The 15,393-nt window shown below is 52.9% G+C and carries 18 protein-coding genes; 17 read left to right on the top strand and 1 reads right to left on the bottom strand.

The annotated features are described in order from the left end of the window. Positions 1-138: 138 nt before the first annotated feature. From PGRAT_RS19790 to PGRAT_RS19770, 5 genes are all read left to right on the top strand, one after another. Positions 139-693 carry a Rieske (2Fe-2S) protein gene (locus PGRAT_RS19790; protein WP_025707460.1) on the top strand — a complete coding sequence of 185 codons (555 nt, stop codon included), beginning with the start codon at positions 139-141 and terminating at the stop codon, positions 691-693. 5 nt (positions 694-698) lie between these two features. After that, positions 699-1,370 (top strand): menaquinol-cytochrome c reductase cytochrome b subunit, encoded by a 672-nt coding sequence (gene qcrB / locus PGRAT_RS19785; RefSeq protein ID WP_020427667.1) that lies wholly within the window; start codon positions 699-701, stop codon positions 1,368-1,370. Positions 1,371-1,400: 30 nt separating this feature from the next. Then, the gene (locus tag PGRAT_RS19780) at positions 1,401-2,273 is read left to right on the top strand and encodes a menaquinol-cytochrome c reductase cytochrome b/c subunit (protein ID WP_025707461.1); all 873 of its coding nucleotides are present in this window, start codon (positions 1,401-1,403) and stop codon (positions 2,271-2,273) included. Positions 2,274-2,367: 94 nt separating this feature from the next. Beyond that, positions 2,368-2,985, top strand: a complete 618-nt coding sequence (locus PGRAT_RS19775; RefSeq protein WP_025707462.1) for a DUF1405 domain-containing protein — start codon at positions 2,368-2,370, stop codon at positions 2,983-2,985. A 239-nt stretch (positions 2,986-3,224) separates the two neighbouring features. Then, entirely contained in the window at positions 3,225-4,124 is a 900-nt protein-coding gene (locus PGRAT_RS19770; RefSeq protein ID WP_025707463.1) for a sporulation protein YpjB, read from the top strand. A 564-nt stretch (positions 4,125-4,688) separates the two neighbouring features. On the opposite strand, the gene PGRAT_RS19765 is transcribed toward PGRAT_RS19770, so the two are convergent. Next, positions 4,689-5,564, bottom strand: a complete 876-nt coding sequence (locus tag PGRAT_RS19765) for a YitT family protein (protein WP_025707464.1) — start codon at positions 5,562-5,564, stop codon at positions 4,689-4,691. A gap of 222 nt (positions 5,565-5,786) precedes the next feature. On the opposite strand from PGRAT_RS19765, the gene PGRAT_RS19760 reads away from it, so the two are divergent. From PGRAT_RS19760 to PGRAT_RS19705, 12 genes are all read left to right on the top strand, one after another. After that, a complete protein-coding gene (locus tag PGRAT_RS19760) occupies positions 5,787-6,116 on the top strand; it encodes a nucleotide pyrophosphohydrolase (protein WP_025707465.1) in 330 nt (109 codons plus the stop codon). 59 nt (positions 6,117-6,175) lie between these two features. Beyond that, positions 6,176-6,697 (top strand): tetratricopeptide repeat protein, encoded by a 522-nt coding sequence (locus tag PGRAT_RS19755; RefSeq protein ID WP_025707466.1) that lies wholly within the window; start codon positions 6,176-6,178, stop codon positions 6,695-6,697. A gap of 32 nt (positions 6,698-6,729) precedes the next feature. Next, complete coding sequence (gene dapB, locus PGRAT_RS19750) at positions 6,730-7,533, top strand: 4-hydroxy-tetrahydrodipicolinate reductase (protein WP_025707467.1); 804 nt, start codon at positions 6,730-6,732, stop codon at positions 7,531-7,533. Between the two features lie 15 nt (positions 7,534-7,548). After that, positions 7,549-7,971: a methylglyoxal synthase gene (mgsA, locus tag PGRAT_RS19745; RefSeq protein ID WP_025707468.1), complete on the top strand. Its 423-nt coding sequence runs from the start codon at positions 7,549-7,551 to the stop codon at positions 7,969-7,971. Continuing rightward, positions 7,968-8,684, top strand: a complete 717-nt coding sequence (bshB1, locus tag PGRAT_RS19740) for a bacillithiol biosynthesis deacetylase BshB1 (RefSeq protein WP_025707469.1) — start codon at positions 7,968-7,970, stop codon at positions 8,682-8,684. Before mgsA ends, bshB1 begins: the two co-directional genes overlap by 4 nt. 90 nt (positions 8,685-8,774) lie before the next feature. Further along, the gene (gene bshA / locus PGRAT_RS19735; protein WP_025707470.1) at positions 8,775-9,932 is read left to right on the top strand and encodes an N-acetyl-alpha-D-glucosaminyl L-malate synthase BshA; all 1,158 of its coding nucleotides are present in this window, start codon (positions 8,775-8,777) and stop codon (positions 9,930-9,932) included. A 14-nt stretch (positions 9,933-9,946) separates the two neighbouring features. Next, positions 9,947-11,314, top strand: a complete 1,368-nt coding sequence (locus tag PGRAT_RS19730; protein WP_052415721.1) for a CCA tRNA nucleotidyltransferase — start codon at positions 9,947-9,949, stop codon at positions 11,312-11,314. Beyond that, complete coding sequence (locus PGRAT_RS19725) at positions 11,304-12,101, top strand: biotin--[acetyl-CoA-carboxylase] ligase (protein ID WP_025706081.1); 798 nt, start codon at positions 11,304-11,306, stop codon at positions 12,099-12,101. Before PGRAT_RS19730 ends, PGRAT_RS19725 begins: the two co-directional genes overlap by 11 nt. Before the next feature lie 318 nt (positions 12,102-12,419). Then, positions 12,420-13,286 carry a 3-methyl-2-oxobutanoate hydroxymethyltransferase gene (gene panB, locus PGRAT_RS19720; protein WP_025706082.1) on the top strand — a complete coding sequence of 289 codons (867 nt, stop codon included), beginning with the start codon at positions 12,420-12,422 and terminating at the stop codon, positions 13,284-13,286. Position 13,287: 1 nt separating this feature from the next. Then, positions 13,288-14,178, top strand: coding sequence for a pantoate--beta-alanine ligase (panC, locus tag PGRAT_RS19715; RefSeq protein WP_025706083.1), 891 nt, complete (start codon positions 13,288-13,290; stop codon positions 14,176-14,178). After that, on the top strand, positions 14,171-14,554 hold the full coding sequence (gene panD / locus PGRAT_RS19710) for an aspartate 1-decarboxylase (protein WP_025706084.1): 384 nt from the start codon (positions 14,171-14,173) through the stop codon (positions 14,552-14,554). The genes panC and panD overlap by 8 nt, the downstream gene beginning before the upstream one ends. A 107-nt stretch (positions 14,555-14,661) precedes the next feature. Continuing rightward, positions 14,662-15,303, top strand: coding sequence for a tetratricopeptide repeat protein (locus PGRAT_RS19705; protein WP_025706085.1), 642 nt, complete (start codon positions 14,662-14,664; stop codon positions 15,301-15,303). The last annotated feature ends 90 nt before the right edge of the window (positions 15,304-15,393 follow it).

Here is a 15,393-nt window from a genome sequence, read left to right as displayed (position 1 = left end):
GTTTTGGAGGCTAAGCTATGATTAGATTGAACTTGTGACATGTGACAATTATCATTGTAAACGGATTATTTACAGAAAATTGCATTGTTTTTACACTGCAGGTGCCTTCTCAAATGTGAAAAGGGGGTTACACACCGTATGAGCAGCCATAACAACGAGCACGAGTCAATTCCACAAGGACCTCCCAGCCGGAAAGAGATGTCCAGGCGACAGTTTTTAACGTATACACTGGGAGGGGCAACGGCATTTATGGGAGTAGGGGCGATTCTGCCCATGATCCGTTTCGCGGTGGACCCGGTATTACATAAGAAAGGTGCGGGGGAGTTCATCAAGGTAGCTGAAACTGCCAAGATTACCGACGTCCCTCAAGAGTTCACTTTCGAACTCCCTCAACAGGACGGGTGGTATGCCAGTACAGCTACACTGACGGCGTGGATCCGCAAAGACGAGAACGGAGAAATTTATGCGCTTTCACCAATCTGCAAGCATCTGGGCTGTACGGTGGGCTGGAACAATGACAAGGCGTATCCTGATGAATATCACTGCCCTTGCCATGGAGCCAGATACACGAAGCTTGGCAAAAATCTCGCTGTAGCCCCAAAGCCCCTTGACCAGTACAAAACCAAAATTGATGGAGACTGGGTCTATCTGGGTGAGATCGTACCCAATACAGAGGTTAAGAAGGAGGCGTAGATCTGATGTTTAAAAATGTCTACAACTGGATTGATGAACGTCTGGATATTACGCCGATCTGGAGAGATGTCGCCGACCATGAAGTTCCTGAACATGTCAATCCGGCCCATCACTTCTCGGCATTTGTGTATTGCTTTGGCGGCCTTACTTTTTTTATTACAGTCATTCAAATCTTATCCGGCATGTTTCTCACGATGTATTACGTCCCGGATATTATCAACGCTTATGCCAGTGTGGAATATCTGCAGACCAAGGTAGCTTTCGGGCAAATTGTTAGAGGCATGCATCACTGGGGAGCGAGCCTGGTCATTGTCATGATGTTCCTGCATACCATGCGTGTATTTTTTACCGGATCGTACAAAGCTCCGCGTGAGATGAACTGGGTAGTGGGAATGCTGATTTTTTTCGTTATGCTGGGCCTTGGCCTTACCGGCTATCTGCTTCCTTGGGACAATAAAGCTTATTTCGCCACCAAGGTAACCCTCGAGATTGCGAATTCCGTACCGGTCATGGGTCCGGTGCTGAAGGAGCTGATGCAGGGCGGCACGATTGTCGGAGCGGAAACGCTGACCCGTTTTTTTGCACTCCATGTATTCTTTCTCCCGGCGGTCCTGCTTATTCTGCTCGTCGGTCACTTTATTATGATCCGCAGACAGGGGATTTCTGGCCCGCTCTGAGTCCCGGCCACAGCTAAAGGAGGAAATGCAATGGCTCACGGAGACAACTCCAAGGAAAAAATTGTATATGTGGGGGATTCACGGGTGCGCAGGGGCAGCGGCTTCATTACGCCACCGGATTACACAGCCTATCCCGGTAAATCGGAAGCCTTTATCCCTAACTTTCTGCTGAAGGAATGGATGGTCGGGGTGGTTGTGCTGGTGGGCATACTCGTCCTGACGATTTCTGAACCGGCTCCGCTGGGATTCCCGGCAAATGCCAGCGCCACGGTCATTCCGATTCCCGACTGGTATTTCCTGTTCCTGTACCAGTATTTGAAGCTGCCTTATGCATCCGGCGATTATATTGTGCTGGGAACACTTGGCGTTACCGGTGTTGCTTTTGGCTCGCTGCTGCTGGCTCCTTTCCTCGATACGGGCCGGGAGCGCCGCTTCTACCGCCGGCCGATTGCTTCCTCGCTGATGTTTTTGTCCCTGATCGCAATCATCTATCTGACCAATACGGCCTGGACGGAATACAAGCACGAGATGGCGGAAACCGGCCAGATTCCCGAAGATGTGCAGCGTGAGGAAAAAGCGGCTGAGAACAAGGCAAAGGGCTTGCCGACCACCAGTGCGGTGCAGGCCAAAGAAATAGCTATTGTGGACAAGGATGATCCGGCCATGGCGCTGTTCAAACAAGCCACCTGCGTAACTTGCCATGCGGTGGATATGAAAGGCGCCGGAGGCCCGTCTCTGCGCGGGGTGGGAGACACCCATGATAAGGAAGCGATCCTCGCGATCATCAAAAATGGCCAGGGCCAGATGCCTCCGATGTATGATACTGCCATGGCAGCGGGGCTTAGTGAACAGGATATTGACAGTCTGGCTGCCTGGCTTGCCAAACAAAAAAGCGAACAGTAAAATAATAATAACGCACCAACCTGATCGTACCTGCGGTCGGGTTTTTGTATGCGTTCATATGAAGCTGCCACATTCGGGAGGTTAAAGATTGTATATGCCGGTTCACTGGTTTGAGAGACTATTTAGGCACCGGGGAGTCATGTGGCTGCTCTTTATTGTGAATTTCCTCGGAACGATTTACGGGTACATATGGTATGGCAATCAACTGGAATTTACAGCGGATAATTATCCCGCATGGCTGCTTCCCTTTGTTCCGGACAGCCCGACTGCGAGCCTGTTTTTTACGCTCGCCTTGCTGCTGCTGCTCTATCCTCCAAAAGGGATCAAAGGGACACTCCTACGCGAGCTGATTGAGGCGCTGGCGGTGGTTACCTCCGTGAAATATGGCATTTGGGCGGTCAGCATCATTTTTGCTGGCGGATACCAGGGAGATACGGTGAGCTGGAAGGACTGGATGCTGGTGGTTTCGCACACCGGAATGGCGGTAGAGGCACTGATCTACGCCCGGTTTTTCTCCTTCCGCAGAATGCTTCCCCTGGCATTGTTCTGGGCCTTCGCCAATGACATGGTGGATTACTCGAAGGGTGTCTTTCCCTGGCTGCCGGATGTGCTGGAGGATAACGTGAATGAAGTGCAATATTTTACCATTGGCTTAACCTTTCTGAGCACTGCTGCGGCTTGGTTATGCGGGAGAAGGTACCGGAAGGCTTGACTGCTGGACAGGCCCCCTATTAGACGACGCTGAAAGGCTTTGTAGCTCTATTGGAATGCTGAACAGCTCTGTAGCCCTATTGGAATGGAATGCTTAACGGCTTTGTAGCCCCTGTTGGAATGCTGAATTTCCGGTATTCCTGTAGGCACCTTGAAAGACCCGGCAGTCCTGTTGGAACGCTGACAGGCTGTTCTAACTCTTGTCCTCCTGCCATACATTTAGGGTAGGAGGGATGTCTCATGCCGCGCAGGAGATATGTTGTGCTGACAGGATTGATGTTGTGCTGGCTGCTGGCCGGCATGAATGCAGGTGTGGTTCACGCAGATGCAAAGGCGGAAGTACAAGGGGCAGGCGGGAAAGTGGTTCTCCGGGACGGGAGTTCCGCAACCAGTCTCGCGCCGGCGCTTACAGGCAGAAATGCTGCCCAGCGGCTGGATGAAGCGGCGGAGGCTTTGTATGGTTATGTGCTTGAGGGTGACGTGGTCAAGGCGAGGCAGGCGAGTGAGAAGGTTTCACAGATTTTTGTCTCCTCTTCATTTGAAGGCCTGACTTCTGTGGAAGGAATAAATGCGTTGTCAGACGTCATTATTGACTTGAAGGCGACGTTGGCCGCTGCACAGATTCATCCGGAGCAATGGGAAGCGGCCGCTGCCAAACTCCGGCTTGCTGCCGACAGTCTCAACCATCCGCGCCAGCCCATGTGGATGCAATATTACAAGCTGATCCGCGAGGATCTGAACGATATGGAGCAAAAAGCTGCCGCAAATGATCTCAAAGGCTGGCAGAACACGCTGGAACGTCTCCAGAGCCGGTACGACAACATTCGGCCTGCGGTTATCATTTCCCGGCCGCCGGAAACGGTCAGTGCCTTTGATTCCTGGCTGTCCTATGCAGCAGGAATCCCTGCATCCTCACAGCCGGTGAGCCGTACCCGTCTCCTGGAAATTGTCTCCTACGGGCAGGATGCAGCCCGGGTGATGTTCGGCAAAGAACGGGATGAGCCGGCCTTAACCCTCCCGCTTGCCGAGCAGGGATATGGAGGTTGGGGACTGCTGGCCGGAGGATTCATCATTGCCGCATTGGCCTACGCTGCGTTCCGGAAGTATCGGGGTGAGAATGAGGATTGGAAGCCGGTATAAGGCTGCTAAAGTGAGGATTGGAGAACGGAAGCGGCCTGTCTTATCAGGCGCTGCCCGGCCAAGGGACAACAACGGCAGAACTAAGAACAGCCATCCTTAGTGGAAAAAGTATCACTAATATAACTCATTTGACTTAAGGAAGATCTTATGTGGGAAAAAGTACCACTAATTCAGCAGAAAGTGGCGGTATAGGATGAATATGCATGAATGAAGTATACTAATTCCACCTAAAACCTTTTGAAGCCAGGATTTCAGCTAATTAGTTTTACTTTTTCCACTTAGCTTTAGTTCCTTATGAGCTTTAATGTACTCTAAGCTTTCAAGTTCTCCACTTCAACTCATTAGTATCCCGTTCACGGCGGAAACAAAGGTACTAAAACCTCACATTTGGCCGATTGGGCCTGCCTGTTTACGGGCCCACTGCCCACAGAGAGCTGAATGCTATAACATGAGCCGGATTATTGAGGCGTATAGCAAGTCCAAAAAAAAGACTGGTCAAACCTGCAGAGGATTCTGCAAGTATGCACAGTCTTTTTTGTCGTATGCTTGAGCGCTCATCACTGGTCAAGTCTGCCGGAAGCCCTCGCCGTGGACATCGTGAACGTCACTGATGATAACGAACGCCTTGGCATCAACCGACTTCACCAACTGGCTGAGCCGGCGGATTTCCTGTCTAGAGACCACGCAGTATACCATATACTTGGCTTGCTTAGAGTAAGCGCCGATAGCTGGAATCAGCGTTACACCCCGGTCCATTTCTGCTGTGATGAGATCAGCGATCTGCGGGGCATCATCACTGATAATCGTGAAGGCTTTGGCGGCATAGGCGCCCTCTTGAATGAAGTCGATGACACGGGAAGAAATAAAGACGGCCACCAGAGTGTAAAGTATCTTTTCACGGGGAATATAGAGCAGTGAGGCGCCTATAATGATAACGTCGACGGCCAGAATAATCTGCCCCATGCTCCAGCCGAACTTGCGGCCGAGAATTCGGGCAACAATATCTACTCCGCCCGTAGTGCCTCCGAAACGGAACACGATGCCAAGTCCCAAACCGAGCGTAACCCCCGCATATAATGAAGCGAGAATAAAATCATGCTCGGTGCTGAAGGTTACGATCCAGCCGGCATCGATCATCCGCTCGAACAGCCAGAGGAAAAAGGACAACGAGCCGATCCCGACACCGGTGTAGGCGATTTGCCGTCCGCCCAGTACTTTCCAGCCCAGTAAAAAGAGAGGGAGGTTGAGGAGCAGAGTGGTCAAAAAGATAGGGATGTTGAAAGCATAGTTGAGCAGGATGGTGATCCCGGTTACGCCGCCCTCCATCAACTGGTTAGGTATGATGAAATAGAGCAGGCCAAAAGCGTATACGGCGGCTCCCAGCATAATCGGTGCTGCCGTTTTGACAATAGTGGAAGCTACTTTGGAAGATGAATTCATGTAATCCCTCGCCTGGCCCGTTTAGGGCATAGTATATTGGTATCCTTTATTCAGGATTGCTGTTCTTAAGAGCTGTTTTGTCAGATTATTGCATTCACCGGCTTGCCCGGGACCTTGAGAAATTCCTTATATTTTAAAAAAGATTTGTCTTCAAAACGTCTTTACGATAACATAGGGGCAAACAGAAGGCAAGATCATACAGGGGGGGCAGAGAAACAAATTATGGATAAAAGTCTTGGTGACATACAGCATGAAGTTGATGCTTATATCTCACAATTTAAAGAGGGTTACTTCAGCCCGCTCTCCATGCTGGCCCGGATGTCGGAGGAGGTAGGCGAGCTTGCCCGGGAAGTCAACCATCAGTTTGGCGAAAAACCTAAAAAAGTCGATGAAGCAGAAAATTCGATTGAGCTTGAACTGGGAGATATTTTGTTCATTACAGTTTGCTTCGCCAATTCACTGGGGATTGATCTAACTGAGGCACACAATAAAGTGATGCACAAGTTCAATACCCGCGATGCCGGTCGTTGGACTCCTAAAAACACCGATTAGGTTTCTATAACATATGCTGTACCAAACGAACGGGATTTAGCCGTGAGGATGGTGGGCAAATGAATCATAACGACTATGTCAAAGCGGCATACCGCTCTATACTCCGCAGTGACTTCGCCGAGGCAATCACGTTGTTCGAAAAAGCAATAGCGGCCAGTCCGGACGATGCCGAGGTAAGGTACCGCTGCTCGATAACGTATGCCCGAAGCGGCATGCTGGTTAAAGCGCTGGATCATGCCCGGGCAGCAGTGAAGCTGGATGGAGGGAAACCGGAGTATCAGCTCCACCTGCAGCATTTGCGGGCCCTGCAGTTGGTGCAGGAGGCCAAAAAGCTCCTGGAGGATGAAGTTACGGGTGCCCATAACCCGTATCATCCGGTTACTTTATTGAAGGAAGCAATAGCTCTAGACCCCTTGTACGGGGATGCCTATGTTTGGCTTGCCATCGCATACAGCCGGATTAATGAGCATGTGCAGGCAATGGCCGCGCTAAAAGAAGTGATGTCCCTGCATCCTGATGATACCGGGCTGCGGGAGCTTATGAAGGACCTTCAGAAATCGTTGCAAAAATACATTCAGTAATTTGGAACCAGTAAAAGCGAGGAGGAATAAGGGTGAAGGCCAAGATCAGAGTTATCGTCTCCGGTGCAGGAGGCAGAATGGGCAAAGAAGTTGTGAAGCTGGTACTGCAGGATGAAGAACTGGAGCTGACAGCTGCTGTAGACCGTTCGTCAAGCGGCAGTGATGCCGGCCGTCTGGTTGGATTGGAAGAGAGCGGCATTGTGGTTGTATCTGATTTGGAAACTGCCCTGGCAGAGAGCGGCGGAGAGGTTCTCGTGGATTTTACCACCCCGCAGTCGGCCTACCCCAATACACTGCTTGCCATAAAATATGGAGTGCGTCCGGTAATCGGTACTACCGGGTTCTCTCCGGAGCAGATTACTGAGTTGGACAAGCAATGCCAGGACCGGGGGATTGGAGGGCTCATTGCCCCCAACTTCTCGATCGGAGCGATTCTGATGATGAAGTTTGCAGCCCAGGCTGCGAAATATTTTCCGCATCTGGAAATTATCGAATACCATGGGGACCAGAAGCTGGATGCTCCTTCAGGTACGGCAATTAAAACGGCAGAGATGATTTCGGAGGCAAGGCAGGAACTGCGGCAAGGCAATCCGAAGGAAGAGGAAGTGATTGAGGGTGCGCGCGGAGGCTACTATAACGGGTTCCGCATTCACAGCGTCCGGCTTCCGGGTGTTTTTGCCCAGGAAGAAGTGGTTTTTGGCGGATATGGGCAATCCCTAAAAATCCGTCATGATTCCTATGAGCGGGCAGGCTACATGCCCGGTGTCAAAATGGGAATCCAGAAGGTGATGGGCTACACCGGATTGATTTATGGTTTTGAGCATTTTATTGAATAGACGGGGGAGAACACCATGTTGAAAATCGCATTTATCGCGCATGACCGGAAAAAAGATGAAATGGTTAATTTTGTGACTGCCTATGAGCATGTATTTGTCGGACACCAGCTGTATTCAACCGGAACTACGGGCCAGCGTATTATGGAAGTGACAAATCTCTCTATCCACCGCTACATGTCCGGGCCGCTTGGCGGCGATCAGCAGATCGGCTCTATGGTGGCGACGGACGAGCTGGATCTGATTATTTTTCTGCGTGACCCGCTCATGGCACAGCCGCATGAACCGGATATTACAGCATTGCTTCGTCTTTGTGACGTGTACGGGATCCCGGTGGCAACGAATATTGCCACAGCCGAGATTCTGGTCAAAGCCATCGACCGCGGCGACTTCGCCTGGCGTGAGCTTGTACATAAGTATAAGCCGGGTGTGGATGAATGAAGCTGGATATTCTTGTATTCGGTGCGCATGCTGACGATGCGGAAATCGGCATGGCCGGAACCATTGCCAAACATACGGCTGCAGGATTCAAGGTCGGCTTGTGTGATTTGACCGCAGCGGAAATGTCTTCGAACGGAACCGTGGAGCGCCGTAAAATGGAGGCTCAGCAGGCGGCCGATCTGCTCGGCGTTTCCATTCGTACGAATCTGGGATTGCCGGACCGGGGATTATATATGACAGAGGAACATCTGGCGGCAGTGACGCTGGAAATCCGCAAGTTCGCTCCAGATATCGTATTTGCCCCTTATTGGGAAGACCGGCATCCGGATCATATTGCCTGCAGCAAGCTGGTGGAAGAAGCGGTTTTTAATGCCAAGCTGCGCAAGTATATGCCGGACAAGCCCGCTGTTCCTGCGCCACAGCTGTACTTTTATTTCATTAATGATTTGGGGCGTACTGACCTTATTGTGGATGTGACCGGGCAATACAGCCTTAAAGAGCAGGCGCTGTCCTGCTACCGTTCCCAATTTGAGAAAAGCCCGGGGGAGGACGTAGTATCCACTCCTTTAAATGAAGGATATATCGAACGTGTCCGCTCCAGAGATATGCTGCTTGGACAGCGGCGGCTTATTCCTTACGCTGAAGGCTTTGCGAGCAAAGTGCCTCACACCGTAGAGCTGTTCAACACACCGCATAAGCAGGCTCAAGCTTAATAAACTTTATTAAATGGTCATAATCCACTATAATAAATTCATATCATTACACTCAGTAATGAACTTAAGTCTTGTAAAGGGGACGGGGCAATGGACCGTTTAAAAATAGGCATCACCTGTTATCCGTCTCTTGGCGGCTCGGGTGTGGTGGCGACGGAACTGGGCAAGCTTTTGGCCGAGAAGGGCCATGAAGTCCATTTTATTACACATAGTATCCCGTTCCGTTTGGGAACGTTTCAGAAGAACATTTTTTATCATGAAGTTGAGGTTAACGATTATTACGTCTTCCGTTACCCGCCTTATGATCTGGCACTGGCGACCAAAATGGCCCAAGTAGCCAAAATGGTGGGCTTGGACCTGTTCCATGTCCATTATGCAGTCCCGCATGCAGTATGCGCTTATCTCGCCAAACAAATGCTGGGCAATGATATCAAGGTGGTGACTACCCTGCACGGGACCGACATTACGGTGCTTGGGCAGGATGAGTCGCTGAAGGACCTGATCCGGCTCGGCATCAACGAAAGCGATGCGGTGACAGCGGTTTCGCAGGATCTCATCAAGGAGACGCGCAAGGTGCTGGATATCACCCGGGAAATTGACCTCACTTATAATTTTGTCGACAAACGTGTGTATTATCCCCGGGATGTGACCGATCTGCGCGGGGATTTCGCGGAACCCCATGAGAAAATTCTAATGCATATCAGCAACTTCCGGCCGGTTAAACGGGTATCGGATGTGGTCGATATTTTTGCAAAAGTAAGCCAGGAGCTTCCTTCACGGCTGCTGCTGGTGGGGGAAGGGCCGGAACTGCCCAAAATCCAGGCAAAGATCTGTGAAATGGGGCTTGAGGACAAGGTTCGGTTCCTCGGCAAGCAGGATGAGATTGCCCAGGTGATTTCCTTGGCGGATCTGCTGCTGCTGCCTTCGGAGAAGGAAAGCTTTGGTCTGGTGGCTCTGGAAGCGATGGCTTGCGGGGTTCCAACCATCGGTTCGGAGGCCGGAGGCATTCCTGAACTGATTCAACATGGCAAAACCGGATTTCTGGCCCCGATTGGGGATACGGCTACAATGGCGAAGTATGCTGTCAAGCTGTTGTCTGATCCCCTGATGGAGGAGCAGTTCAGACAAGCGTGCCTGAAACGTTCCTGTAATGATTTCAGCAGAGATGTGATCACCAATCAATATGAAGATATCTATTACCGGGTGCTTGGATGCAAGGTGCATGGTCTGGATACAATCCAGAGGTAGGGAGTGCTTGAAATATGGACTGGACAATGGCCCCTTCCGGAATGGTTGCAGCGGGTAACCTGGTATTAGCAGGTCTACTGGAGCAAGGACATGAGGCTTATTTTGTAGGAGGCTGCGTCCGCGATGAGCTGCTTGGCCGGCCGGTGCATGATATGGACCTGACGACTTCGGCGCGGCCTGAAGAGGTCATGGGTATTTTTCCGCGCTGTGTTCCCACCGGACTTGCGCATGGCACCATCACTGTTCTTCAGGATGGCTGGAGTTTTGAAGTGACGACGTACCGGACGGAGAGCGGTTATGCTGACCACCGCCGTCCGGAGCATGTCTTATTTGTAAGTGATGTTAAGGAGGATCTCCGCCGCCGTGATTTCACGATCAATGCGATGTGCCGCGGGTTGGATGGGATTGTCGTTGATCCCTATGGCGGACAAGAGGATTCCGAGCGCCGGCTGATCCGCTGTGTGGGCGATGCCGAGGCCCGTTTCGAGGAGGATGCGCTGCGCATGCTGCGCTGTGTGCGCTTTGCGTCGGTTCTCGATTTCAGCATCGCCAAGAATACTTGGCGGGGATTGCTGCGCCAGCGGGACAAGCTGGCGCATATTGCCGTAGAACGCGTTCGCGCGGAGCTTGAACGCATCGTTCTCGGCCCGCACCCGCAGCGCGGCCTCGGTCTCCTGGCGCGCAGCGGGCTGCTGCCGCGCGGCAAGGCGCCGTTCCCCTGGACCGGCAGCGACATGGCGGCAGCCGCCGCCCTGACAGCCGGGATCGGGGACCTGCAGGACGCCCACCTGCGGTGGGCGCTCCTGCTGCATGCCCTGAAGCAGCCGGCCTCCGAGTCCGGCGAGCTGCTGCGGGCATGGACGTTCCCGGGGGCGACGCGCAGCGCCGTCGCCGGGGTGCTGCGCGTCCGCGATGCATGGGACGCGGCGCTTGCGGAGGTGCCGCCAGGTTCCCCTGGCGGTACGGAGGCCCTGCGGCGGCGCTGGATCGCCGCCGTGCTGGCCTGTGGCCAGTCAGCCGCCGAAGGGTGGCTGACGCTGCTTGCGGCGCTGCCGCAAGCAGCGTCGCCTTGCCCGGCAGGCGTTGCGCAGCCGCCTGCGCCTGCACTGGGAGCGCCGGAAGCAGGCGCCCCCGCCGCACAGCGGCTTAATGCGCCGGACATCGCTGCTTTGCGGTCCTGGACCGCGGAGATGCCGCTGCACACACTGGCGGAGCTTGCCGTGACGGGGCATGAGCTGGCCAGGGCGCTGCAGAAGCGTCCAGGCCCGTGGCTGGGCGAGCGGCTGCAGCAGCTGTTACTGGCTGCAGCAGCGGGAGACGTTCCCAATGACACTCAATTACTGCTGCAGGAAGCAAAAAGGATGGATCGGAATGAACCGTAATGAAAGGCTCCGGCTGGCCGGGGGGCGGGATACTTTTATACCCGGCTGGGTGGACCGTGTGCGATTGTTGGAAGCTGTGGTGTCCACGCAGGAAGAGGCCAAAAAGCTTGCTGAAAGCGGCGCTCCCCAAGGCACCACCGTCCGGGCGGAAGAACAGACCGGCGGAAGGGGCCGGATGGGCCGGAAATGGCATTCTCCGCGCGGCAAAGGCATCTGGATGAGCGTGGTGCTGCGCCCGGAGCTTCCGTTGTCATTGACGCCGCAGCTAACCCTGCTGGCCGGGGTTGCTGTCTGCTTAGCCATCCGGGAGGTCACGGGTGTCCAGGCAGGGATCAAGTGGCCGAATGACCTGCTGGCAGGCGGACGCAAAGTATGCGGCATTCTGCTGGAATCCTCCCTGCGTGAAGGCAGGCTTCATTATGCAATTGCCGGTATTGGGATTGCAGCCAATCTGACGGAAGAAGATTACCCGCCGGATTTGCAGGGCATCGGCACCTCGCTGCTGATCGAAGGAGGCGGGATTCCTGTAGACCGTTCAGCACTTACAGCGGCTGTCCTGACCGAGCTGGAGTACTTATATCTGGTATATATGGAACAAGGATTTGCGCCGATCCGTGAACTGTGGGAATCCATGTCAGTTACACTGGGGCGCCAGGTAGGCTTCAATACCCCGCAGGGACGCTGTGAGGCTACCGCTGTGGGGCTGGATGATAATGGAGGTCTGCTGCTTAAGGACGGCACGGGAAGCGTTATCAGAGTGCTCTCCGGAGAGATAGAAATGATCTAGGATGACAAGGTTCCATCCCTTGTCATCTTTTTTTGTGTACATACTTGCAGATTTTGTTATAATAAGGGCAGAGACAGCATCGGTACCCGAGCTGTACTCGGGAAGAAACCTTTTATCAGGAATTTGCTTTTGGATTCACCTTCTTAACTGTATTTCACGGTTACGTTGGATTCTGCTCTGAGCCGTAAGGACCGAGACAGAAGGGACGATCGCGAGTGACTCTTTTTTGCCCTTCGGACCTTTTTAGCGGACTATGCTAAAAGGTTTTTTTGTTTGCGCGTCTATGCGTAATTAACTGCGAAAAGGGGAATAGAGCCTATGGCTGACAAACATGCATTGAATATTGTGAAAATGAAAAAAATGAAAGCGGACGGCGTGCCGCTGAGCATGCTGACGGCTTATGATTATCCTTCGGCGCTGCTGGCTGAGGAAGCGGGGATCGACCTGATTCTGGTCGGTGATTCGCTGGGGAATGTAGTGCTCGGCTATGATACAACGCTGCCGGTAACCATAGAAGATATGGTTTACCACACGCGCTCCGTCACCCGAGGAGCCCGGAATACGTTTATCGTGGCCGATATGCCTTTTATGACTTACCATGGCGGTATTGACGAAACTCTGCGCAGTGTGCGCAGACTGATGCAGGAAGGACGGGCACATGCCGTCAAAATGGAAGGCGGAGTGGAAATTTGCAGCACGGTATCTGCTGTTGTGTCTGCCGGGGTTCCTGTTCTTGGCCATATCGGCCTCACTCCGCAGTCGGTCAATATGATCGGCGGCTACCGCATTCAAGGGAAAGATGCCAAGGATGCGCAGCGGCTGATGGATGAAGCGAAGGCTCTCGAAGCTGCCGGGGTGTTCGGAATTGTACTGGAACTGGTGACCGAGGAAGTCGCGGAAGCCATCTCCAAGGCTGTCAGCATACCGACCATAGGGATCGGCGCAGGCCGTTATTGCGATGGCCAGGTGCTGGTCTTCCATGATTTGCTGCGGTATGCTTCCCCTTACCGGGATAAACGGTTTGTCAAAACCTATGCCGATGTGGGCACGCTAATCCGGGAGGGGATCAGCAGCTATGTCCAGGAAGTGAAGGAGCGTTCCTTCCCGGCGGAGAGTCATGTTTTTAATGCAGATGAGCATGTGCTGGATTCGTTATACGGCGCGGCCGGAAAAGGAGAGGAATAAGATGAGAGTAGTCAGAACGGTTCTGGAGTTGCGCGAAGCGCTGGATTATATGCGGATGGGGGGACATACCCCGGTCGGTTTTGTGCCCACCATGGGCTATCTTCATGAAGGGCATGCCAGCCTGATCCGCAAAGCGGGAGAAATGGCCAACACCGTTGTGATGAGCATTTTTGTCAATCCGCTGCAATTCGGACCGAACGAGGATTTCTCGTCCTATCCGCGCGACGAGCGCCGGGATCTGGAGCTGGCGGAGCGTGAAGGGGCAGATATTGTTTTTATTCCCGGCGTTGAAGAGATGTACCCTGAGCCCATTCGCACCAAGGTTAGCGTGGACTCGCTGACCACACAGCTGTGCGGAGCTTCCCGCCCCGGACATTTTGACGGCGTGACTACGGTTGTCAGCAAGCTGTTCAATATGGTACAGCCGGATTATGCTTTCTTCGGTTTGAAGGATGCCCAGCAGGTAGCCGTATTGCGCCGGATGGTGTCCGATCTTAACATAAATGTGGAAATTATCGCTTGTCCGATTGTCCGGGAAGGGGATGGACTGGCGTTAAGCTCGCGGAATGTATACCTTAGCGGTGAAGAGCGCACCCAAGCACTTGTGCTGTCCCGCTCCCTTCGCGAAACCCGCAAAGCGATTGAAGAAGGGACTGTGAGAACGGTGGAAGAAGCGCGCAAGCTGCTGGAATCCGTTATTTCATCTTCGCCGCTCGCAGTCATCGATTATGTGGAAATTCTCTCTTTTCCAGACCTGGAAACTTTGGAAGGCGGGTCCCTGCTGAGCGATGCAGAGGGAGAAGTGATCATGGCGCTGGCTGTGAAATTTGGCAGAACCCGGCTGATCGACAATAATGTTTTTATTCCCAAGGAGGTACACGCCCTTGTTTAGACATATGATGAAATCCAAAATCCACCGTGCCACCGTAACGGAAGCCAACCTGAATTACGTGGGCAGCATTACCATTGATGAGGATCTGATGGAAGCCGCTGACCTGCTGGAAAATGAAAAAGTGCAGATAGTCGACAACAATAACGGTTCCCGTCTCGAAACCTATGTCATTCCCGGACCGCGCGGCAGCGGCGTCATCTGCCTGAACGGTGCTGCCGCCCGGCTGGTTCAGCCCGGGGATACTGTGATTATCATCTCCTACGCCATGATGTCCTCCGAAGAGCTGGCTGCCCATAAGCCAACGGTTGTATTCGTGGACGCAGATAACAAACCGGTCAAGCTGGCGGACCATGAGCTGCATGCCACAATTGCCTGAAGCTAAATCCCAGCAATGAATGGCAGGGATGAAGAGACCCGTACTTGTGAAAAATGAAGGCAGGCAAGCTTAAGCTGATTTCATTTTCAGTAAGGGTGGGATGTCCCGTGTTTCAACATTTATTTGCTGAGATGAACAAGATGCTTCAGGAAATCGCCGCCGACTTCCCAACTGCGGAGGGCGCCCGCCGGAATGAACTTTTATGCAAGTACAACATGCTGCACAGGCTTAGCGATGAAGTGATGGATGAGTGGCTGGCTTTTGCCGAGAAGCTGAGTGATTTCCGCCAAAATGCGGATTTTTCGCCTGCTTCGGAGGAAGAAATGCCACAGGTTGAGGCTCCCGAGCTGGCAATGGACTCTTTTGTCCGTGGCCAGGGCTACTACAAGCTGCTGATGTACCGCAAATGCATCGAGCAGTTCAAGGATGTTATCACCCGTTATCCGGACAGTCTGGCAGCACGCCTGTATTTGGCCATGGCCTATCTGCAGGAAGGGGAGCTGGACGTCTCCTGGGGGCATCTGCATCACATGCTGGCCCTGATCCGCGAGAAGAAGCTGAAGGCCATGATTTACAATGCGCTGGGCTGTATTAGAGCCTCCCAGGAGCGGTACCCTGAAGCCCAGGAGCTTTTTAGCCTCTCTTTACAGCATGATCCCCTGCTCCCTGAACCCAGTTTGAATTTGGAGGTCTGCCGCAGGAGAGGCGGGAAGCTGCAATTTGGATATCAGCTGGTTTCGCTTTTATAATTCTTCATCCATTTAAGCGATGCATCCCGCTTGCCAAGGGGTGTGCATCGCCTTTTTTCGTAACTTCTGTTATGCTGATAAGGAGTCTCA

Source organism: Paenibacillus graminis (assembly GCF_000758705.1).
In the GTDB taxonomy this organism is placed as follows: Bacteria; Bacillota; Bacilli; order Paenibacillales; family Paenibacillaceae; genus Paenibacillus_AQ; species Paenibacillus_AQ graminis.
This window is presented reverse-complemented; position numbering and strand designations above follow the sequence as displayed.